Raw genomic sequence first — 20,555 nt, forward strand, 5'->3', positions numbered from 1 at the left:
GGCGCGGTCCCGCCGGTCGTCGTCGCCGGACGGCTCCCCGCCGCTCCGGTCACAGGCTGAACCCGCCGTCGGTCGTGAGCACCTGCCCGACGACCCAGCTGCCCGCCGACGTGGCCAGCCATGCGACCAGCTCCGCGGGGTCCGCCGGCGTGCCGACCCGGCCGAAGGGCGTGCTCGCGACGTACTCCTCGAGATCCTCGAGTGACCGGTCGGTGGTCTCCGGGTCCAGGTAGCCGGTGTTCACCGGACCGGGGTCGATGGTGTTGAGCACGATCCCGAGCTCCAGGAGCTCGGCGGCGACCGTGGCGGTGACGCCGGCGAGGGCGGCCTTGCTCGCGGCGTAGGCGACCTCTCCTCGCATCGCGCCGTGGATCTGGCCGGACGTCATCCAGAACACGTGCCCCTGTGCCCGCGCGTAGGGCCCGGCCCCGACGATCCGGTCGCCGGGCCTGCGGGGTCCGTCGGAACGCGGTGCCCGGCGCCGCGCGAACTCCGCGGTGAGCAGGAGGGTGGAGCGGGTGTTCACGTCCCAGAACGCGGTGAGCCGCTCGGGCGTCATGTCGAGGATGCTGCCGTCGTCGCCGCTCTTCGCGTGGTTGCAGACGAGGACGTCCAGGCTCCCGGTGAGGTCGGCTGCGGTGGCGATCAGACCGGGGATCGTGGAGGGATCGGCCAGGTCCGCGGCGACGTCGGCGAACCGCGCGCCCTCCGTGAGGTGCGCGCGGAGCTCGGACCGGACCGCGTCGAGGTCGTCGCCTCCCCAGGGGAGGTCGAGATCGTGAGGGCGGTGGTGGTGGACGACGAGGTGCGCGCCGAGGGAGGCGAGCCTCGCGGCGACGGCGAATCCGATGCCGCGCCGCCGCGAGACACCGGTGACGAGAGCGGTCCTGCCCTGCAGGGGGAGGAGTGCGGACACGGGGAGCCTTTCGATCGCGCTCGAGCGGGCCGGAGGGAGCGGGCCGGAGGGAGCGGGCCGGAGTGACGGGGATCGGGGGGTCTCAGCCGCACTGCACGGGCCCCACCGTACCGAGCCGCCGGCCTCCCCGCGATCCGGGAGGAGGCCGGTCAGACCTGCTGGAAGACCCGCAGGCCCCGTCCCCGGGAGAAGCCGAGGCGCGAGTAGCTGTCCGCCAGCCGCTCGTCGGCGGCGACCGCCACGACGACTCCTCCCGCGGGGACCGTGGCCAGCAGCTCCCGCGTCGCGAGCAGCGCCGACAGGCGGGTCCCGGGGCGCTGCGAGAGCGCCATCACCGTCCACCGCCGCCCGGGGGGCGTCTCCGCGCCGACGGCCGCGGTGAGGGGGGTCCCGACCAGCAGGGCCCCCGCCCCCACGGCTCCGCCGAGGAGCGCCGCGAGGACCAGGACCGCGCCGAGCAGCCCCGAGAGCGCGACCCACACGGCCGCCACCACGGCCAGCAGGACGACCGGGACGGTGACGGCGATGCTCACCAGGGCGTCGGCGACCGGCCGGTAGCGCCCGAACACGACCAGTCCGTTCCGGTCGGCCGTCTCGTGGGCGGCGCGGCGGATCACGGAGGGCGTGAGCGAGAGCAGCGCCGTCGGGAAGGCCAGGACGGCGAGGACGCGGTGACGCGTGAAGGCGCGCACCATCAGCCACGACACAGCGGGCAGACGTCCCCATCCGACCGGTGCCGACGCCGCTGCCATCGATCCAGTCTGCGCGATCGGGGAGGCGCGGGGCCACCCGGTACGAGGACGCCGCTCCGGCCCCGCTGCGCGAGGGAGGCCGACCTGGACTACTCCTCGTCCGCCCGGTAGACCTTCCGGAACGCGTCCTTGCGGGCGATCCTCCCGCCGCGGAACTCGTAGATGTCGCAGCCCCGCGTGACCTGGGGTCGGCCGTCGGGGCCGGTCCCGGTGAAGGACCAGGTGGCCGCGCCGCGCGTCCCGGCGATGAGGGGAGCCCCCTCCTCGTGCCGCTCCTGTCCGGTGTCGAAGGCGAGCATGAGCGCGAATCCCTCGCGGACCTGCTCCTTGCCCGTCCAGGTGCGGCCGGGCTCGGGGCCGACGGACGCGCCGTACACGCAGTCGTCGGTCATGTGACTCATCAGCGCTTCGAGGTCGTGGCGGGTCCAGGCGTCGCTGAACGCGGCCAGCACCTCGGGCGTCATCTCGCTCGTGCTGGTCTCGGTCGAAGAGGAGTCGTCCATGGGCGGGCCTCGGTCCTTCTGATCGGTGGACCGTCGTCGGTCGCTCTGCGACCGTGGCAGGTGAGCGGTCGCGGCGGCAACGCCCTCTAGCGGTCATGTCCGGAAGCGGACGGCCGGCGGATCAGCGGTCCGTCGACCCGCCGACCAGCGGGTGAGCGCGACGGCGGGGGGGGCGGTGCACTGCGGGCGGCGGGAGCGGCCGCCGAGGCGACCCGCTCCACCGGGCACTGCCGCGTCCCGATGCTGAGCCCCTTCGTGAAGGCCGTGCCGAAGTCGGACGCGGGCCGGCCCTCCTCCGCCTCCTCGGTCGCGGCACCCGGGTCGCCCGCGGCGGCCGGATGCTAGGCGCTCGCCGCCTCCTCCGCCACCTCCTCCCCGCCGGACGGCGCCGGCGCGCAGGATGAGGAGCACCGGTCGTGGCGGGCACCGACTCCTCACCGACCGGCACCGAGACCGCCACGAGCCCGCGCCGGCGGGAGGACAGCGAGAGCACCATGGGATTCTGGGGACCGACCGACGAGGCCCGCGGCACGCGCCCGGTCGACGAGCCGCTCGGCGAGCTGGAGCTCGTGCACGCCTTCACCAGCGGGCCGATGCCCACCGGCGTCAGCGTCTCGCACACCGGGCGGATCTTCGTGAACTTCCCCAAGTGGGGGGACGAGGTCCCGGCCACGGTCGTGGAGCTGGTCGACGGAGCGGCGGTGCCCTACCCGGACGAGGCCTGGAACACGCCGTCGGGAATCGACGACGCCGGCGCCCTCGTCTCGGTGCAGAGCATCGTCGTCGATCCGGCCGACCGGCTCTGGATCCTCGACACCGGCAGCCCGATGTTCGAGCCGACGAAGAAGGGCGGCCCCAAGCTCGTCCGCGTCGACCTGGCGACCGACACCGTCGAGCAGGTGATCGTCCTCGAGCCCGACGTCGCCCTGCCGACCACCTACCTCAACGACGTGCGCTTCGACCTGCGGCGCGGGGTCGCCTACATCACCGACTCGGCCGACTCGGGACCGAACGGGATCATCGTCGTCGACCTCGAGACGGGGTCCGCCTGGCGCCGCCTGCACGACCACCCGAGCACGAAGGCGCTCACTCCTCCGGAGCTCGTGCCGATGGCCGAGGGCCGCGTGCTGATGAAGCGCCCGGCCGACGGCGACCCGCAGCCGGTCACGATGGGCGCCGACGGCATCGCGATCTCGGCCGACGGCGAGCGCCTCTGGTACTGCCCGCTCGCCTCCCGCCGCTGGTTCAGCGTGGCGACGTCGGCCCTGGTCGACCGGTCGGTGCCGGACGAGGACGTCGCGGCGACCGTCGTCGACGAGGGCGACAAGGGCGGGGGATCGGACGGCCTCGAGACGGATGCGCTGGGCCGCTTCTACGCCACGAGCTACGAGAACAACGCGATCGTCCGCCGTCGCACCGACGGCACGATGGAGACGATCGTGCACGACGAGCGGCTGCTCTGGCCGGACACGATGTCGATCGCGACGGACGAGCACCTGTACGTCACCGCGAACCAGCTGCACCGCCAGGCCGACTACCAGGGCGGCACGGATCTGCGGACGTACCCGTACTCGCTGTTCCGGGTGCGGATCGGCGCGGGGCCGGTTCTCCTGCGCTGAAGGCCCCCGCCCGGTCTCCTGCGCCGAGATCCGCAGCGCGGATCAGCGCCAGTGGGCGAGCTCCGTGCGGAGCGTCGCGCGGGCGCGTGCGAGCAGTCCGCGGACGGTCGAGGACGACAGTCCCAGCTCGTGCGCGATCGCGTCGTAGCTGCACTGCTCCAGCTGGCGCAGCTCCCAGCAGCGGCGCTGGGCCGCGGGCATGGCGGCGAGCACCCGGTTGGCGTCGGCGGCGAGCGAGCCGCAGTGCGCCGCGTGCTCCGGGTCGTCGGCGGCGGAGGCGGGGAACTCGTCGTCCAGCTCGGCGCGCAGCCGCGAGACGCTGGAGCGGAGCCGGTCCACGCTGCGGCGCCGGGCGGTCGTCACGAGCCAGCCGGCGATGGTCTCGCCGTCGATCACGCTGTCGACGTGGGTCCACGCCGCGAGGAAGGTCTCCTGCACCACGTCGTCGACGTCGGCGCTGCTGCGGAGGGTGCGGGCGGCGGTCGCGCGGAGCAGCCCGGTGTAGCGGCGGACGATGGTGGCGAACGCCCGGTCGTCGCCCTCGGCGGCGCGGATGACGAGCATCCGGTCCGAGTCGGGCTCGAGCAGGGCGAGCGGCGGCGCCGCGATAGGGGCGGTGCGGGACCTCGTGGGGTGGGCGGGGGTGGTCGTGAGCATGCGGACTCCGGTCGACTCGATGTGTACGCATGATTCGGAGGCGCGCTCATGCCCGGTTTCCCGCGTCGGGACCCCAGAGAGAGGGGCAGGTCTGTCCGCGTCTCGGGGACGTCAGCGCCGCCGCGACCACCAGCGGCGGGGCCGCTCGGGCGCCGCGGCCGCCCGTGCCGCCGTCGCTGCGGTGCGGGCGTCGCGCCGCTGCGACCAGGCGGTGACCTCCGCCTCGATCTCCCGGAGCGGAGTGACGACGGGCGGCCCGCCCAGCAGCTGCCGGCGCGCCTCGATCACCCGCTGATTGAAGTCGGCGAGCTCGGCGCGCACCTCCTCCTCGCGGTGCAGCCGGTCGAGGCGCTCGTCGAGTGCGCGGTCCTCGGCGCGGAGGAGGAAGGCGGCCGGGCCGATCCCGGTGAGGTTCTCGCGCTCGATCTTGCGGCGGATCCACCAGTCCGGGTCGTGCGCCGCACCCAGATCCGGCAGCGGCTTCCCCGATCCCGGCAGGTCGTCGAAGTCGCCGCGGCGGATCGCGAGCTGGATCGCCGTCTCGACGAACGCGGCCCGCTCGAGCGGATCCTCCGGCAGGGCGGGCTGCTCCGCCTCCTCCTCGCCCGCGGCGCCGGCCCGGTACCGGGCGGCGCGCTCCCTCGCATCCGACATCCCTCCACGCTAGATCGGGCTCCTCGCCCCGGGCAACCACCCCTCCCGCCGTCTCCGTGGTCGGCGGGGCGCCGCGGGTCGACGTCGCCGGACCGGCGTGCGTAGTATCGATACTCGATAACATCGACGATCGATAAGGAGCACGCCATGACAAGTGTCATCCCCAGCGGACCGGTCCGGGAGCGTCCGCGCGTGTTCCGGGTGGCCAGGGCGGTCCTGCTCATCGTCGCGGTCTTCTCCGTGCTCACCGCGCTCCTGCAGACCTGGACCGTCACCACCGGGCGCACCCTGCTGGTCTCCGGGGGAGCGGACGGCCGCCTCCCGCTCCGGAGCCTCCCGCAGCTGCTGCAGGCCGAGCCGCGCGAGGGCACCGCGCCCACGCTCGCCGACGCCGCCCTCTCCCTCCGCCTGCTCGGTGCGCTGCCGAGCCTCCTCCAGGCGGTCACGATCGTCCTCGCCACGGTCTTCCTCCTGCGGGTCCTCCGCGGCATCGCGGCCGGACGCCCGTTCGACCCCTTCGTCCTCGCGAACTGGCGCCGTCTGAGCCTCGCCCTGCTGATCGGAGGAGTGGCCCAGGGCCTCGCCGACACCGCGGCGGGCCTGTACCTCAGCTCCGGCATCGGCCTGCTCTTCGGCGCCGGCCGGGTGAGCGACGAGCAGCGCGACACGTTCCTCGGCGGCGACTACCAGGCCATCGGGACGAACCTCCCGCAGTGGCCGGTCCCCGTCCTGCTCGCCGGAGTGGTGGCCCTCGCCCTGACAGCGGCGTTCCGCGCCGGCGCGAAGCTCGAACGGGACGTCGACGGCGTTGTCTGAGCCCGCCGACGACGAGAGGCACCGGATCGACTGCCACCTCGGAGCAGTGCTGGCCGAGCGCGGCGTGACCCTCACCGCCCTCTCGGCCCGCACCGGCATCACGATGGCGAACCTCTCCATCCTCAAGAACAACCGCGCCCGCGCGATCCGCTTCACGACGCTGACGCTCATCTGCGACGCGCTCGACTGCACCCCGCAGGAGCTGTTCTCGATCCGGGCCGTCGACGAGCGGGCGTAGCGGCGGGCGGATCGGTCAGGGGATCTCTGCGGAGCCGATGGTGTGGACACCGTCCGATCGGATCGTCGATCGAGCGGGCCTCAGTCGCGCTCCGTGTCCGCCCCTCCTGGGATCGGCCGGAGCTCCGCGGAGCTCGCTGTCGTCCCGACCCATGGATGAGCCTCACCAGCGCGGACGCCCCGTCGTCATCGCGGGAGTGGCGATCGCCGCTGCAGCCGTCCTCTCCGCAGCGATGTACTGCGAATCCGCTCGCCGTCGTCACTGGGACCCTGCTCGAGCCGGTCGGGAGACTCGTGCGCGTCGTGCCACCGCCGCCCCCCGCCGCTCAGTCCAGCGGGTAGCCCGGCAGCCCGTCGATGCTGACCGCGTTCCGCGTGGCGCGGTACTCGGCCATGCCGTCGGGGCCCTTCTTCTCGGCCTGGAGGAGGAGCAGGTCGCGCTCGCCGACCGGCTCCATCACCGGCACGCCCCAGCCGCACGCGTCGCTGATGCGGGTGAGGTCGACGGTGACGACCGCGCGGGTGCTCGGGTGCTCGGGGTGCTGCTCCGCGACCTCGGCGAACGCCTCCGAACCGGGCAGGTGCACGGAGCCGGTGCCGTGCAGGCGCACGATGCGCGGACGCGGTCCGAACGACGCGAACATCAGGCACACGCGCCCGTTCTCGCGCAGGTGCGCGATCGTCTCGACTCCGCTGCCCGTGTAGTCGACCCAGCCGACGCGCCGCGGACCGAGGATCGAGAACGAGTCGTGGCCGCGCGGCGACATGTTGACGTGCCCGTCGGCGGCGAGGGGCGCGGTGGCGACGAACCACATCGGCTGCTCGTGGATCCAGGAGGAGAGGCTCTCGTCGATCTCGTCGTAGACGTGCGCCACGGGGTCAGGCCCCGGCCGCGCGGCGGACCAGCTCGGTGACGGCGGCGCGCGTCTCGGCGTCGGCGGAGACGAGCGCGTAGGCGGTCGGCCAGATCGTGCCGTCGTCGAGCTGGGCGCCGTCCTGGAAGCCGAGGGTCGAGTAGCGCGTGCCGAACTTCGCGCCGGGCTGGAAGAAGACGATCGCCTTGCCGTCGGAGCGCGCGTAGGCGGGGAAGCCGTACCAGGTCTTCGGGAGGAGGTCGGGAGCGGTCTCGCCGACGACGTCGTGCAGCATCTGGGCGATCGGCCGCTCCTCGTCGGTCATCGCGGCGATCGCGGCCTCCGCGTCCCTGCGGTCGGCATCGGCCTTGTCGGCGCTCTTCTGCCGCTTCGCCTCCGCCCGCAGCTCGGCCGCGCGCTGCTTCATCGCCGCGCGCTCGTCCTTCGAGAAACCGTCTTCGGAGGCCATGTCCGCCCGTCCCGTCCGTCTGCGGCTCCCGGTCCGGGAGCGTCCCCGCACATCGTGGCAGCGCCGCACTCGCCGCACAACGGCGGGAGCGAGCGCGAACGCGCGCCCCGGAAGCCCAGCCTCCGCGGTTAGCGTGGGCGGATGCGCCTCCTCCTGATCCGCCACGGCCAGACCCCCTCCAACGTCGCCGGGCTCCTCGACACCCGCATCCCCGGACCCGGGCTCACCGACCTCGGCCGCACCCAGGCCGCGGCGCTGCCCGGTCGGCTCGCGGGCGAGGGGATCGGCGCGCTGCTCGTCTCGACGATGGTCCGCACCCACGAGACGGCCGCCCCTCTCGCCGCGGCGCTCGGGCTCGAGCCGATCGAGCGCGACGGCATCCGCGAGGTCGCGGCCGCGGGGCTCGAGATGCGCGGCGACGACGCGGCGGTCGAGGAGTACATGGGCACGGTCTTCCGCTGGGCCGGCGGCGAGACGTCGATCCGGCTGGCGGACGGCGAGACGGGCGACGAGTTCGCGGCGCGCTACGACGCGGTGGTGGCGGAGGCGGAGGCGCTCGGGCACGAGGTCGTCGCGCTGGTCAGCCACGGCGCGGCCATCCGCTGCTGGGCGGGTCTGCGCTCCCTCGACCTCGATGCGCGCTTCATCGCCGACCACCTGCTCGACAACACCGGCGTCGTCGTCCTCGAGGGCTCGGGAGACGCGTGGACGCTCGTGTCCTGGCAGGGCGAGCCCGTCAGTGGAGTCGGCGCGGCGGCCCCCTCGGGCCCGGCGGGCGAGACCACCGTCTGAGCTGCGGGGCCTCCTCGCCGGCCGCGCAGCGGCGGATGGAGACCGGCCGGAACGAGCGCCTCCGGCCGCGCCATCACGGTAACGATCGCGCAACACTCCGGAAACGAGCTCCGACCAGCACATTCGCTCGCGCCGATCGGTTCATCACCACCCCTGGACCCGCCCCCGCAATTGTCCGACGTTTGCCCCTCGGCGGCTCCGCGGCTACCGTGGTCGGCGGTCCTCACGGGCCCCGATGAACCGGTCCGCGCTCGCACGGCGTCCCCCCAGGACGCGCCGCGATCGTACGGTCAACGGGAGTGGAGGCGGCCCCGAGGCCGCCTCGGACGCTCTCGCCTCCACCCCCTGCCGCGCTGAGCGGCGGGACGCACGCGGAGGCTCGACGCACGGCTGTCCCACGCTCCCGACCCGGCACCACGAGATGAGCGCAGGGCGTCGTCCCTGCGCGCCGACGGAGTGTACGTGCACCAGAACCAGCAGACCATCAGCGAGCCCCGGAGCGAGGCGGGCGCCGATCCGGCGACCCCCGCTCTCGAGGCCCGCCACCTCTTCAAGGTGTTCGGCCGGAAGCCCGACGAGGTCGTCCGCCGACTGAGCGAGGGCGCCGACCGCGGCGAGCTCGCCGGACTCGGCACGGCCGCGGTGATCGACGCGTCCTTCACCGTGCGCCGCGGCGAGATCTTCGTCGTGATGGGCCTCTCCGGCTCCGGGAAGTCCACCCTGATCCGCATGCTGAACGGGCTCCAGGAGCCCTCCGCGGGCGAGGTCCTGATCGAGGGCTCCACCATCACCGGCGTCTCCGAGGCGGAGCTGCGCCGCGTGCGCCGCTCGTCGGTGTCGATGGTGTTCCAGCACTTCGCGCTCCTCCCGCACCGCACCGTGCTCGACAACGTCGCGTACCCGCTCGAGATCCAGGGCGTCCCCGCGGCCGAGCGCCGCGAGCGGGCGATGCTCGCGGTCGAGCGCGCCGGTCTCGCCGGCTGGCACGAGAAGATGCCCCACGAGCTCTCCGGCGGCATGCGCCAGCGCGTCGGCCTCGCCCGGGCGCTCGCCGCCGACACCGACATCGTGCTGATGGACGAGGCGTTCTCGGCGCTCGACCCGCTGATCCGCCGCGAGATGCAGGAGCAGCTGATCGAGCTGCAGCACGAGCTCGGCAAGACCATCGTCTTCATCACGCACGACCTCAACGAGGCCATGTTCCTCGGCGACCGCATCGCGGTGATGCGCGACGGCCGCATCGTCCAGATCGGCACCCCGGAGGAGATCCTCACCGACCCGGCGAACGACTACGTCGCCCAGTTCGTGCAGGACGTCGACCGGGCCCGCGTGCTCACCGCCTCCGCCGTGATGGAGCCCGCGCGCTCCGTGGTCACCCTCGCGGCCGGTCCCCGCGCCGCGCTGAGGAGCATGCGCGACCTGCAGACCTCGGCCGCGTTCGTGGTCGGCGGCGGACGACGCCTGCTGGGCACGGTCCGCGACCGCGACGTGATCGAGCAGGTGCGCCGGAGCACCGGCGACCTCTCGGCGGTCCTCACCTCCGACGTCGTCACCGTCGGTCCGGACACCGCCCTCAGCGAGGTCATCGAGCCCGCCGTCGAGTCGGCGCTGCCGGTCGCCGTGGTCGACGCCGACGGGCGTCTGCTCGGAGCGATCCCGCGGGTGACCCTGCTCGCGGCGCTCGGCAACGTGCCCGCCCGCACGGGCGAGCACCCGGTGATCGAGCCGCCCGCGACCGTCTCGACCGAGGTCGTCACCGCGACCCTGCACGCGACCGGAGGCCCCGTCGACGACGCCGTCCTCGCGGCGGACGGAGGTGCACGATGACCGATCTCGGATTCCGCCTCCCGCTCGGCGCCCTCGCCGAGGGTGCCGTCGATGTCCTCACGCAGACCTTCCAGCCGGTCTTCGACCTGCTGCGCACCGTCTTCGGCGCCCTCTACTCCGGCGTCGACCTCGTCCTCGCGACACCGCCCTTCTGGGTGATCGTCGCCTTCCTCGCCGTACTGGCCTACGCCGTCCGCGGCTGGGTCTTCGCGGCCGGCACCGCCGTGGGGCTCCTGCTGATCGTGGGGGTCGACCAGTGGGAGAACGCGATGGACTCCCTCGCGCTGGTGCTCGTCGCCTCCGTGATCGCCATCGCGCTGAGCGTGCCGCTGGGCGTGCTCGCCGCGCGCAACCGCACGGCCTCCGCGGTCATCCGGCCCGTGCTCGACCTGATGCAGACGATGCCGGCCTTCGTCTACCTGATCCCCGCGCTGATCCTGTTCCGGGTCGGAGTGGTGCCGGGCATCGTCGCGACCATCGTGTTCGCGATGGCGCCGGGCGTCCGGCTCACCGAGCTGGGCATCCGCGGCGTCGACCCGGAGCTCGTCGAGGCGGGGGAGTCGTTCGGCTCCTCGAAGTGGCGGATCCTCCGCCAGATCCAGCTGCCGCTGGCGCTGCCCTCGATCCTCGCGGGCCTCAACCAGGTCATCATGCTCTCGCTCTCGATGGTCGTCATCGCGGGCATGGTCGGCGCCGGAGGGCTGGGCGGCGACGTCGTCGCGAGCCTCAACCGGATCGACGTCGCGCTCGGCTTCGAGGCGGGCATCTCCGTCGTGATCCTCGCGGTCGTCCTCGACCGGATGACCGGCGCGCTGGGCTCGCCCTCGCCGGCGAGGGTCGCCCGGGCGAAGAACCGCCGCGCCGTCGTGGCGACCCGCTCGGCCGTCGGCGTCGTCTCGATCGGCCTGGTCGCGTCCCTCGGGGCCGCGACCCTCGCCGCTCCCGCCACCGCCGCCTCCGTCGACAACGGCGACCGCACCGACGTGACCGTCGCCGTGTTCCAGGGCTGGGACGAGGGGATCGCCGTCTCCGCTCTGTGGGAGGCGGTGCTCCAGGAGCAGGGCTACGACGTGACCCTGCAGAACGCCGACGTCGCCCCCGGCTTCCAGGGCCTCTCGACCGGCGACTACGACCTCGCCCTCGACACCTGGCTGCCGCTCACTCACGCGCGGTACGTCGAGCAGTACGGCGACTCGATCGTCGACCTGGGCGCGTGGAACGACGAGGCGAAGCTGACCATCGCGGTCAACGAGGACGCCCCGATCGACTCCCTCGAGGAGCTCGCCGCCGACCCGGGCGTCGTCGGGAACCGCCTGATCGGCATCGAGCCCGGCTCCGGTCTCAACAAGACGACGACCGAGGACGTCATCCCCGGCTACGGCCTGGAGGGGATGGACTACCTCACCTCGTCGACGCCGGCCATGCTCCAGGAGCTCTCGAGCGCGACCGCCGCGGGCGAGAACATCGCCGTCACGCTCTGGCGCCCGCACTGGGCCTACGACGCCTTCCCGGTCAAGGACCTCGAGGACCCGAAGGGCCTGCTCGGGCAGGCGGAGGGGATCCACTCCTTCGGCTCGGCCGCCTTCGACGCGGACTACCCGACGATGAGCCGCTGGATCCGCGACTTCCGGAAGGACTCGAAGACGCTCTACTCGCTCGAGAACGCGCTGTTCAACGACGGGGCCGACGACCGCTCCGCCGCCCTCGCCGCGTGGATGGACGAGAACCGGGAGTACGTCGACACGCTGATCACCTGATCCGCCACCACGACGAAGGCCGAGAGGCCGGGCGGCCCCGGACCAGGGCTGTCCCGGCCTCTCGGCCTTCGTCGCGCAAGGGTCAGGCGGCGCTGACCCGGCGTCCCGCGGTGGCGCGGACGAGGAGGGTGACCACCAGCACCACGGCGGCGGCGACCAGCGCGGCGATCCCGGCGGGGACCGAGACGAGCTCGCCGGCGAAGCGGCCGACGGCGACCCAGGAGAGTCCCCAGACGAGCGAGAGCATCGGGGCGATGCGGCCGCGGCCGGTGACCGCGATCAGGAGTCCGACGAGCGCGGCGACGGCGAGGACGACGACCGCCCAGACCGCGGCGCCCGGACCGTCCGCGCTGCCGACTCCCGCGCCGACGAGCCCGGCGGTGACGTTCGCGGCCGTGGCCACGCACACCCAGCCGAGGTAGAGCCCGAAGGTGCCGTCCGTCACGATCGCGTCGACCACTCCGGCCGACCGGGTGGTCCGCAGGATCACGAAGATGCGCGCGAGCACGGCCAGCAGCAGGGCGATCACGACGACGCTGAGCGTCAGGAAGCCGGCCTGGACGACCAGGATCCACGCGGCGTTCAGGAGGAGGCTCGCGGCGGCCCAGTAGCCCAGCCGGCGGTGGCGGGTGCGGGTGGTCTGCGAGGGCAGGAACTGCCAGATCGCGTAGGCGATGAGGCCGGTGTAGATGACGCTCCAGATCGCGAAGGCGGGGCCGTCGGGAGCGATGGGGGTGGAGGACGCGGTCAGGGCGCCGCCGGCCGCGTTCTGGATCTGCGTGCCGCCCGCGGCGCCCGAGCCGATGAACGAGCCGATGAGGGCGAGCACCGCGCTCACGGCGACGACGACCTGGCGGATCCGGTCGGCGCGGTCGGGGGTTCGTGTGGCGGTCATGTCGCTCCTCCATTAGTCAGCTGGCTGAGTAATAAGAGTAGCGCGATTCCGCTCCCCGTCCACTGGGGCTTGCGGCGCGGCCCCGGCCCTGGATGAGGGCCGGGGCCGGATCCTCAGGCTCGAGCGGTCGCGTACTGCTCGCGGATCACGGGGCGGTGGTCCGGCGCGGGCTCGGCCACCGAGGTGACGGTCCACGTCGGACGCGATCCGGTCAGCGCCCAGGCGGCCTGCACGGCGGCACCGTCGGCCACGTACTCGCCGGGCGTCGGCACCTGCACGGGCACGTCGAACACCTGCGAGGCCGCGAGCTGCACGGCGCGGTTCTGCGCGGCCCCGCCGATGAGGAGGATGCGCCGCGCCTCCACTCCCTGCGCGCGAACGGCGTCGAGCCCGTCGGCCAGTCCGCAGAGCATGCCCTCGATCGCCGCGCGGGCGAGGTTCGGCCGCGTGGTCGAGGCGATGGTCATCCCGTGCAGGCTCGCGGTCGCGTCCGGCAGGTTCGGCGTGCGCTCGCCCTCGAAGTAGGGGACCAGCACGAGGCCGTCGGCACCCGGCTCCGCCTCGAGCGCCAGTGCGGCGAACTCGTCGAAGTCGCTGCCGAGCAGGGTCGCGGTCGAGGCCAGCACGCGCGCGGCGTTGAGCGTCGCGACCAGCGGCAGGAAGCGCCCGCTCGCGTCGGCGAAGCCGGCGACGGTCCCGGAGGCGTCGCGCACCGGGTCGTCCGTGACTGCGAAGACGGTGCCGCTCGTGCCGATGCTGACGACCACGTCGCCGGGGCCGGCGCCGAGGCCGAGCGCGGCGCCCGCGTTGTCGCCCGCGCCGGGGCCGACGACGAGTCCGCTCTCGGTGCGGCCCGCCTCCTCCGAGGGGCCGAGCACGCGGGGGAGCAGCGGGCGGTGGCCGAGGGCGCGCTCGAGCAGGTCGAGGTCGTAGCCGTCCGCTCCCCAGTACGAGGTGCCGGACGCGTCCGACCGGTCGGTCGTGAGGGCGTCGAGCTGCGGACCGCGGGCGGAGTCGGGGCCGTAGCCGAGCAGGCGCCAGGTCAGCCAGTCGTGGGGGAGCGCGACGGCGGCGACACGGGCGGCGTTCTCCGGTTCGGCGTCGCGCAGCCAGCGGAGCTTGGTGGCGGTGAAGGAGGCGACCGGCACCGATCCGGTCCGCTCCGCCCAGGCCCCGGCTCCGAGCTCCTCGATGAGCGCGGCGGCGGCGGGCGCGCTGCGGGTGTCGTTCCAGAGCAGAGCGGGGCGGATGACGGCGCCGCTCTCGTCGAGGACGACCATGCCGTGCTGCTGGCCGCCGACCGAGATCGCGGCGACGTCGTCGAGCCCGCCGGCGTCGGCGAGGGCGAGCTGCAGCGCTTCCCACCAGGCGGCCGGATCGACCTCGGTGCCGTCCGGGTGGCTCGCTCGGCCGGTGCGCACCACGGCGCCGGTGTCGAGGTCGCGGACGACCACCTTGCAGCTCTGGGTCGACGAGTCGATCCCTGCGACGAGCGTCATCGCTGTCCTCTTTCGTTGGGGGGTTCGGGGAGTTCGCGGCGCGTGCTGGGCCGGGCCGGATGCAGGAGAACGGACGAGACCCCGTGCGGGTGCAGGGGATCTCGTCCGTCTCAGGTCGTCCCGCGGCGGACCGCGGGCTCAGGGGGTGCGGGTCAGCCGCGGGCGCCGAGCAGGTGCTCGGTGGCCAGCTGCTGCAGGCGCACGAAGCCGAAGCCCTTGCCGCCGAGGTAGGCGTCGGCGTCGAACGACTCGTACGAGGCGGTGTCCGCGAGCAGGTCGTCGTACGACTCGCCCTCGTTCAGCGTCGGGGTGGAGAGCTCGGCGACCTTCGCGGCAGCCAGCGCCTCCTGCACCTCGGGGTCGGCGCGGAAGGCCGCGGCGCGCTCCTTGAGCAGCAGGTAGGTGCGCATGTTCGCGGCGGCCGAGTCCCAGACTCCGGTCTCGTCCTCGGTGCGCGAGGGCTTGTAGTCGAAGTGGCGCGGGCCGTCGTAGGCCGGGACGCCGCCGGGGCCGCCGTTCTCGAGGAGGTCGACGAGCGAGAACGCGTTGTGCAGGTCGCCGTGGCCGAAGACCAGGTCCTGGTCGTACTTGATGCCGCGCTGGCCGTTGAGGTCGATGTGGAAGAGCTTGCCGTGGTACAGCGCCTGGGCGATGCCGGCGGTGAAGTTCAGGCCCGCCATCTGCTCGTGGCCGACCTCGGGGTTCACGCCGACGAGCTCGGGGCGCTCGAGGGAGTCGATGAACGCGATCGCGTGGCCGAGCGTGGGCAGCAGGATGTCGCCGCGGGGCTCGTTCGGCTTGGGCTCGATGGCGAAGCGGATGTCGTAGCCCTTGTCGGTGACGTAGTCGCCGAGCAGGTTGACGGCCTCGCGGTAGCGCTCGAGCGCGGCGCGGATGTCCTTGGCGGAGTCGTACTCGGCGCCCTCGCGGCCGCCCCACATGACGAAGGTCTTCGCGCCCAGCTCGGCGGCGAGGTCGATGTTGCGGAGGACCTTGCGCAGCGCGAAGCGGCGGACGTCGCGGTCGTTCGAGGTGAAGCCGCCGTCCTTGAAGACCGGGGCGCTGAAGAGGTTGGTGGTGACCATCGGCACGACGAGGCCGGTGGACTCCAGCGCGCCCTTGAGGCGGTCGATCTGGGTCTGGCGCTCGGCGTCGGTGGAGCCGAAGGCGAACAGGTCGTCGTCGTGGAAGGTGAGGCCGTACGCGCCGAGCTCGTCGAGCTTCTCGACCGCGTGGACGACGTCGAGCGGCTCGCGGGTCGGGCCGCCGAACGGGTCCGTCCCGTTGTAGCCGATGGTCCAGAGGCCGAACGAGAACTTGTCGGCGCGGGTGGGGGTCAGGGACATGGGATCCGAATCCTTTCCGGCGACGTCGCCGAATTGTTGTTGAGCCCAACATATCCCCTGAGGGTCGGGAGGCGCAACGAGCGGAAGGCCCGGCGCGTCGCCCTCCGGCCCCTCGCGGGTGCCGCCCGTTCGTGCCGCGGAACCGCTCGCGGAGTGGGCCGACGCCCGGGGAGGTCGTCGCGAGGATCGCTTGCGCAAGCGCTTCGACTGTGCGTACAGTCGCTCCAGCACGACCGGTCGAAGCGCTTCGAAGCTCGACCGCGACCGACGACGACGTCCGGCAGGAGGAGCCATGGCGACCATCCACGACGTGGCCCGCGCTGCCGGAGTCTCGATCAGCACCGTCTCCTACGCCCTCTCCGGCAAGCGCTCGATCGCCGCCTCCACCCGGCAGCGCGTCGACGACGCGGTGCGCCAGCTCGGCTACCGGCCCCACGCGGGAGCCCGGATGCTCGCCGGGGCGCGGACCCACATCCTCGCCCTCTCCGCCCCGATGCGCGGCGAGCTGCATCTGCCGACCCACATGCGCTTCGTCACCGAGGTGCTCGAGCGTGCCCGGGAGTCGGACTACGACGTCCTGCTGCTCGTCACCGACGAGGCCTCCAGCGGCATCGGGCGCGTCTCCTCCTCCTCGCTCGTCGACGGCATCGTCCTGATGGGCGTCGACGACGACGACGACCGCGCCGAGCTGATCCGCGCGGCGGGGGTCCCCGCCACCTTCATCGGCGTGCCCGCCGACTCCCACGATCTCGCCTGCGTCGACCTCGACTTCGCCGAGGCCGCCCGCCAGAGCGTCCGCCGGCTCGCCGAGCTGGGCCACCGCTCGCTCGGCCTGCTCGAGCACCCGCAGTCCTACACCGACCGCAACGCCGGCTTCGTCCGCCGCTTCGACGAGGCGTTCCGCGCCGAGGCCGCGGCGCTCGGAGTCGAGATCGCGGTCGAGCGCCCGCACATCGGCCGCCCGAGCGCACAGGCCGCGATCGACGCGATCCTCGCCGCACCCGTCCCGCCCACCGCGCTCGTGCTGCACTGCAACGAGCCCGTGGCGGAGGCGGCGATCGAGCGCGTCCTCGAGCGCGGCCTCTCCGTCCCCGGTGACCTGTCGATCCTGGCGGCCTGCGCCAGCTACGACGGCGGAGCCCTCCCCGTCCCGACCAGCAGTCTTCCCCTCCCGTTCGACGCGATGTGCCGAGCGGCCGTCGCGCGGACCCTCCAGCAGATCGACTCCGGCCGCACCGTCGGTGTCGAGCTGCTCCCGCCCTCCTACGTCGACCGCGGATCCCTCGCGGTCGCTCCGACCGGCGCTCCGGTGCCGGCGGTCCCGTCCGGCACTCCCGCGCCGGCCTCCCTCTAGTCCTCCACCCTCTTCCTGCCCGCTCCGGCTCTGCGCACTGTCGAAACGCTTCGACACCACGCCCCCGCGAGAGAGCGCTCCCTGCACCACCTCCGCAGCACCACCGCACCGTTCGAAGGAGAACCACCGCAATGTCGCTCCGATCCCGCTCCGCCTTCCACCGCCCGACCGCCGGTCTCAGCCGGCGCAACCTCCTCGCCGGCGGAGTCGGCCTCAGCGCGATGTTCGCGCTGGCCGCCTGCTCCGGTGGCGGCTCCGACGCCGGCTCCGACGCGCTCTCGACCACGGTCGACGGCGCCGGCCGCACCCTCACGCTCTGGGACTTCGAGACGCCCGACAGCGACCGCGGCATCGCCTGGCTCGCCGCCCGCGACATCTTCACCCAGGAGACGGGGGCCGAGATCGCGTACGAATTCAAGGCCTTCGAGCAGCTGCGCACCGGCGCCAGCCAGATCTTCAACTCCAACTCGGCGCCCGACGTCGTCGAGTACAACAAGGGCAACGCGACCAGCGGACTCCTCTCGAGCCAGGGCCTGCTCACCAATCTCGACGAGGCGGTCGAGTTCTACGGCTGGGACTCGCTGATCCCCGGCGCGCTGCAGACCACCGCGAAGTACGACGAGAACGGGATCATGGGCTCCGGCTCCTGGTACGGCATCCCCAACTACGGCGAGTTCACCTTCGTCTACTACAACAAGGACGCCTTCGCCGCGAACGGCCTCGAGGTCCCCACCACCTACGAGGAGTTCACGGCCGTCCTCGACGCCTTCGTGGCCAAGGGGATCACCCCGCTGGCCGAGGCCGGCGCCGAGTACCCGCTGCAGCAGCTCTTCTACCAGCTCGCGCTGCTGAAGGCCGACCGCTCCTGGATCACCGACTACCAGACCTACACGGGCGAGGTCGACTTCGAGGACGCGGCCTGGAGCTACGCGGCCGACCAGCTGAAGACCTACGTCGACAAGGGCTACTTCTCGGCCGACGCCTCCGGGCTGAAGGCGGAGGACGCGGGCACGGCGTTCATCTCGGGCGAGTACCCGATCTTCTTCTCGGGCTCCTGGTGGTTCGGCCGCTTCAAGACCGAGATCACCGGATTCGAGTGGGACACGTTCCTCTTCCCGGGTGCCGAGTTCACGATGGGCTCCGCCGGCAACCACTGGGTGATCCCGGAGACGGCGAAGAACAAGGACCTCGCCTACAAGTGGATCGACATCACGATGCGACCCGAGATCCAGAACCTCATCGGCAACAACGGAGGCATCCCGCTGGTCGTCGACGAGAGCGCCATCACCGACGAGAAGAGCAAGGCGCTGCTCTCGCAGTGGAAGACGGTCGTCGACGGCGACCAGCTCTCCTTCTACCCCGACTGGCCCACCGCGACCTTCTACGACGACCTGGTCGCCGCCACGCAGGAGCTCATCAACGGCTCCTCCGACGAGTCCGCCATGCTCTCCGACCTCCAGGCCAAGTACGACGACGGAGTCGCCGACATCAAGTGACGCGGAAGCGTCACGTGATGTCGGCCACGGCGGCCGGCCCCGCGCCTGCAGGCGTGGAACGGCAGCGGACGACCTGAGGACGTGACGGCGACCCCTCGAGGGGGTCGCACGAACACCGCCGGGCCTCCACCCCCCCCCGCTGGATGCCGCTCCGGTACACGACATGCCGTCGCCTCCGTACCGGAGCGGCATCCCGCCCCAGCACGCCCACGACCCCGTCCGACCTAGGAGTACCCATGACGACGACAGCACCTCGTCGCGCGGAGAGCGCGCCGCCTCCCACGACGCCGCCCCGCGAGAAGCGCTCCGGCGGCTACTGGCTCTACCTGATCCCCGGGTTCGTGCTCTTCACGTTCATCGTGCTGATCCCGCTGATCTGGAACGTCTACATCAGCTTCACGTCCTGGCGCGGCATCAAGCCGCCGATCTTCATCGGCCTCGACAACTGGATCGAGCTGATGGGCGACGACCAGTTCTGGACCTCGTTCCTCAACTCGGTCTACATGATCATCGCGATGGTGATCGTCCCCACGATCCTCGGACTCCTGCTCGCGGCGATCCTCTTCGATCTCGTCGGCAAGAAGTTCGGCGGGCGCCTGGCGAGCTTCCTCCGCGCCACCTACTACCTCCCGCAGATCCTGCCGACCGTCATCGCCGCGATCGTCATCGGCTGGATCCTCCGCCCCGACAACGGCGCGCTGAACTCGATCCTCGAGGCCGTCGGGCTCGGCTCCCTCTCGCACGACTGGCTCGGCAAGCCGGACACCGCGATGCTCTCGATCATGGTCGTGATGATCTGGGTGCAGCTGGGCTACCCGGTCGTCATCTTCATGGCGGCGCTGCAGCGCGTGGACCCCGAGCTCTACGAGGCGGCGGAGCTCGACGGGGCGAACTGGTTCCAGCGCTTCCGCTGGATCACGGTCTCGATCATTCGGCCCGAGATCTTCGTGGTCACCCTCACCTGCACCATCGCCGCGCTGAAGGTCTTCGGCCCGATCTACGCCCTGACCCGCGGCGGCCCCGGCGACTCCACGATCGTCCCCTCCTACTACTCCTACACCGAGTTCTTCCAGAAGCAGCAGGTGGGCTACGGCGCCACCATCGCGACCGCGCTCACGATCGTCATCGTGATCCTCGCCGTGCTGTTCATCCGCGCCCAGGAGCGCGTCGAGCGCAGCGAAGGAGCCCGCTGATGTCGGCCATCGAGACCCTGCCCCTCACCCAGGCCGGCACGGAGGACGCGGACCTCTCGTCCTCCCGTCCCGCCAAGCCCGCGAAGGGCACGACGAAGCGCACCCTCGGCGACTGGGTGATCCTCGCCGTCGCCGTGGTGATCGGGCTCGTGATCATCAGCCCGGTGCTGCTGATCCTGCTCAACTCCTTCAAGACCCCCGCGGAGTACTCGGCGAACGGCCCGCTCGCCTTCCCGACCGGCCTCTCCTTCGACGGCCTCTCGACCTTCTGGAGCCGCGTCGACTTCCCCGAGAAGCTCGGCAACTCGATCCTCATCTCGGGGTCGGTCGCGATCCTCGCCGTCGCCCTCTCGGTGCTGAACGCCTACGCGATCGGCATCGGCCGGGTCCGCGGCCGGAGCTGGATCATCGTCCTGTTCCTGCTGGCGAACATGCTCCCGCAGGAGGCCCTGCTCTACCCGCTGTACTACATGTTCAAAGCGGTCGGGATCTACGACACCCAGCTGTCGGTCATCGTCATCTTCACCGTCATCCAGTCGGCGTTCGGCACCTATCTGCTCTCGAGCGTCTACGGCACCTTCCCGAAGGAGATCCTCGAGGCCGCGGCTCTCGACGGCGCCTCGAAGTGGCAGGTCCTCACCCGGGTGATCGTCCCGATCTCGCGGCCCACCCTCTCGGTGCTGATGATCTTCTTCTTCATCTGGACCTGGAACGAGTTCCTCATCCCGCTGGTCTTCCTGGTGAGCGACGCGACGCAGACCGTCCCGATCGCGATCTCGAGCCTCCAGGGCGACAAGATCATGGACGTCACCACGACCAGCGCGAGCGCTCTCCTGGGCCTTCTCCCGACGCTGATCTTCTTCCTGATCTTCCAGCGCACCCTCACCCGCGGCATCACCGCCGGCGCGGTCAAGTAGCC

The 20,555-nt window shown here is 72.3% G+C and carries 20 protein-coding genes; 10 read left to right on the forward strand and 10 right to left on the reverse strand.

Annotated elements, in window-relative coordinates; all coding sequences use genetic code 11:
* Positions 1-49: 49 nt before the first annotated feature.
* The 3 genes from C5C59_RS17640 to C5C59_RS15050 all read right to left on the reverse strand — a co-directional run bounded on the left by C5C59_RS17640 (position 50) and on the right by C5C59_RS15050 (position 2,171).
* Positions 50-916, reverse strand: coding sequence for an SDR family oxidoreductase (locus C5C59_RS17640; RefSeq protein ID WP_258062794.1), 867 nt, complete (start codon positions 914-916; stop codon positions 50-52).
* Between the two features lie 149 nt (positions 917-1,065).
* Entirely contained in the window at positions 1,066-1,668 is a 603-nt protein-coding gene (locus C5C59_RS17645) for a hypothetical protein (protein ID WP_146079346.1), read from the reverse strand.
* A gap of 89 nt (positions 1,669-1,757) precedes the next feature.
* Entirely contained in the window at positions 1,758-2,171 is a 414-nt protein-coding gene (locus C5C59_RS15050) for a nuclear transport factor 2 family protein (protein WP_208543359.1), read from the reverse strand.
* 416 nt (positions 2,172-2,587) lie between these two features.
* Here C5C59_RS15050 and C5C59_RS15060 point away from each other — a divergent pair, with 416 nt between their 5' ends.
* Positions 2,588-3,790, forward strand: coding sequence for a major royal jelly family protein (locus C5C59_RS15060; RefSeq protein ID WP_258062795.1), 1,203 nt, complete (start codon positions 2,588-2,590; stop codon positions 3,788-3,790).
* A gap of 42 nt (positions 3,791-3,832) precedes the next feature.
* On the opposite strand, the gene C5C59_RS15065 is transcribed toward C5C59_RS15060, so the two are convergent.
* Positions 3,833-4,447 (reverse strand): RNA polymerase sigma factor, encoded by a 615-nt coding sequence (locus C5C59_RS15065; protein WP_104239255.1) that lies wholly within the window; start codon positions 4,445-4,447, stop codon positions 3,833-3,835.
* A 111-nt stretch (positions 4,448-4,558) separates the two neighbouring features.
* Positions 4,559-5,101, reverse strand: coding sequence for a DUF1992 domain-containing protein (locus tag C5C59_RS15070; RefSeq protein ID WP_104239256.1), 543 nt, complete (start codon positions 5,099-5,101; stop codon positions 4,559-4,561).
* A 147-nt stretch (positions 5,102-5,248) separates the two neighbouring features.
* Between C5C59_RS15070 and C5C59_RS15075 the strand changes: the two genes are divergently transcribed.
* Together C5C59_RS15075 and C5C59_RS15080 are read left to right on the forward strand one after the other, a co-directional pair.
* Entirely contained in the window at positions 5,249-5,917 is a 669-nt protein-coding gene (locus C5C59_RS15075) for a hypothetical protein (RefSeq protein ID WP_146082872.1), read from the forward strand.
* Positions 5,910-6,155 (forward strand): helix-turn-helix transcriptional regulator, encoded by a 246-nt coding sequence (locus tag C5C59_RS15080; RefSeq protein ID WP_104239258.1) that lies wholly within the window; start codon positions 5,910-5,912, stop codon positions 6,153-6,155. The genes C5C59_RS15075 and C5C59_RS15080 overlap by 8 nt, the downstream gene beginning before the upstream one ends.
* 325 nt (positions 6,156-6,480) lie before the next feature.
* Here C5C59_RS15080 and C5C59_RS15085 read toward each other — a convergent pair whose 3' ends face one another.
* Together C5C59_RS15085 and C5C59_RS15090 are read right to left on the reverse strand one after the other, a co-directional pair.
* Entirely contained in the window at positions 6,481-7,029 is a 549-nt protein-coding gene (locus C5C59_RS15085; RefSeq protein WP_104239259.1) for a pyridoxamine 5'-phosphate oxidase family protein, read from the reverse strand.
* A 4-nt stretch (positions 7,030-7,033) separates the two neighbouring features.
* A complete protein-coding gene (locus tag C5C59_RS15090) occupies positions 7,034-7,477 on the reverse strand; it encodes a hypothetical protein (protein ID WP_104227361.1) in 444 nt (147 codons plus the stop codon).
* A gap of 141 nt (positions 7,478-7,618) precedes the next feature.
* Here C5C59_RS15090 and C5C59_RS15095 point away from each other — a divergent pair, with 141 nt between their 5' ends.
* The 3 genes from C5C59_RS15095 (at position 7,619) to C5C59_RS17720 (ending at position 11,853) form a co-directional block, all read left to right on the forward strand.
* Complete coding sequence (locus C5C59_RS15095; RefSeq protein WP_104239260.1) at positions 7,619-8,269, forward strand: histidine phosphatase family protein; 651 nt, start codon at positions 7,619-7,621, stop codon at positions 8,267-8,269.
* Between the two features lie 462 nt (positions 8,270-8,731).
* On the forward strand, positions 8,732-10,096 hold the full coding sequence (locus C5C59_RS15100) for a glycine betaine/L-proline ABC transporter ATP-binding protein (RefSeq protein WP_258062796.1): 1,365 nt from the start codon (positions 8,732-8,734) through the stop codon (positions 10,094-10,096).
* Entirely contained in the window at positions 10,093-11,853 is a 1,761-nt protein-coding gene (locus tag C5C59_RS17720) for an ABC transporter permease/substrate binding protein (protein WP_104239261.1), read from the forward strand. Before C5C59_RS15100 ends, C5C59_RS17720 begins: the two co-directional genes overlap by 4 nt.
* 82 nt (positions 11,854-11,935) lie before the next feature.
* Here C5C59_RS17720 and C5C59_RS15110 read toward each other — a convergent pair whose 3' ends face one another.
* From C5C59_RS15110 to xylA, 3 genes are all read right to left on the reverse strand, one after another.
* Positions 11,936-12,748 (reverse strand): tryptophan-rich sensory protein, encoded by an 813-nt coding sequence (locus C5C59_RS15110; protein WP_104239262.1) that lies wholly within the window; start codon positions 12,746-12,748, stop codon positions 11,936-11,938.
* Positions 12,749-12,861: 113 nt separating this feature from the next.
* Positions 12,862-14,247: a xylulokinase gene (gene xylB, locus C5C59_RS15115; RefSeq protein ID WP_104239263.1), complete on the reverse strand. Its 1,386-nt coding sequence runs from the start codon at positions 14,245-14,247 to the stop codon at positions 12,862-12,864.
* Between the two features lie 152 nt (positions 14,248-14,399).
* On the reverse strand, positions 14,400-15,593 hold the full coding sequence (xylA, locus tag C5C59_RS15120; protein WP_104227357.1) for a xylose isomerase: 1,194 nt from the start codon (positions 15,591-15,593) through the stop codon (positions 14,400-14,402).
* 292 nt (positions 15,594-15,885) lie between these two features.
* Between xylA and C5C59_RS15125 the strand changes: the two genes are divergently transcribed.
* The 4 genes from C5C59_RS15125 (at position 15,886) to C5C59_RS15140 (ending at position 20,553) form a co-directional block, all read left to right on the forward strand.
* Positions 15,886-16,947: a LacI family DNA-binding transcriptional regulator gene (locus C5C59_RS15125; RefSeq protein ID WP_104227356.1), complete on the forward strand. Its 1,062-nt coding sequence runs from the start codon at positions 15,886-15,888 to the stop codon at positions 16,945-16,947.
* 131 nt (positions 16,948-17,078) lie between these two features.
* Complete coding sequence (locus tag C5C59_RS15130; RefSeq protein ID WP_244229596.1) at positions 17,079-18,443, forward strand: ABC transporter substrate-binding protein; 1,365 nt, start codon at positions 17,079-17,081, stop codon at positions 18,441-18,443.
* A 236-nt stretch (positions 18,444-18,679) separates the two neighbouring features.
* A complete protein-coding gene (locus C5C59_RS15135; protein WP_104224874.1) occupies positions 18,680-19,636 on the forward strand; it encodes a carbohydrate ABC transporter permease in 957 nt (318 codons plus the stop codon).
* The gene (locus tag C5C59_RS15140; protein WP_104227354.1) at positions 19,636-20,553 is read left to right on the forward strand and encodes a carbohydrate ABC transporter permease; all 918 of its coding nucleotides are present in this window, start codon (positions 19,636-19,638) and stop codon (positions 20,551-20,553) included. The genes C5C59_RS15135 and C5C59_RS15140 overlap by 1 nt, the downstream gene beginning before the upstream one ends.
* The last annotated feature ends 2 nt before the right edge of the window (positions 20,554-20,555 follow it).

It is taken from the genome of Rathayibacter sp. AY1F4 (assembly GCF_002931775.1).
Classification (GTDB): domain Bacteria; phylum Actinomycetota; class Actinomycetes; order Actinomycetales; family Microbacteriaceae; genus Rathayibacter.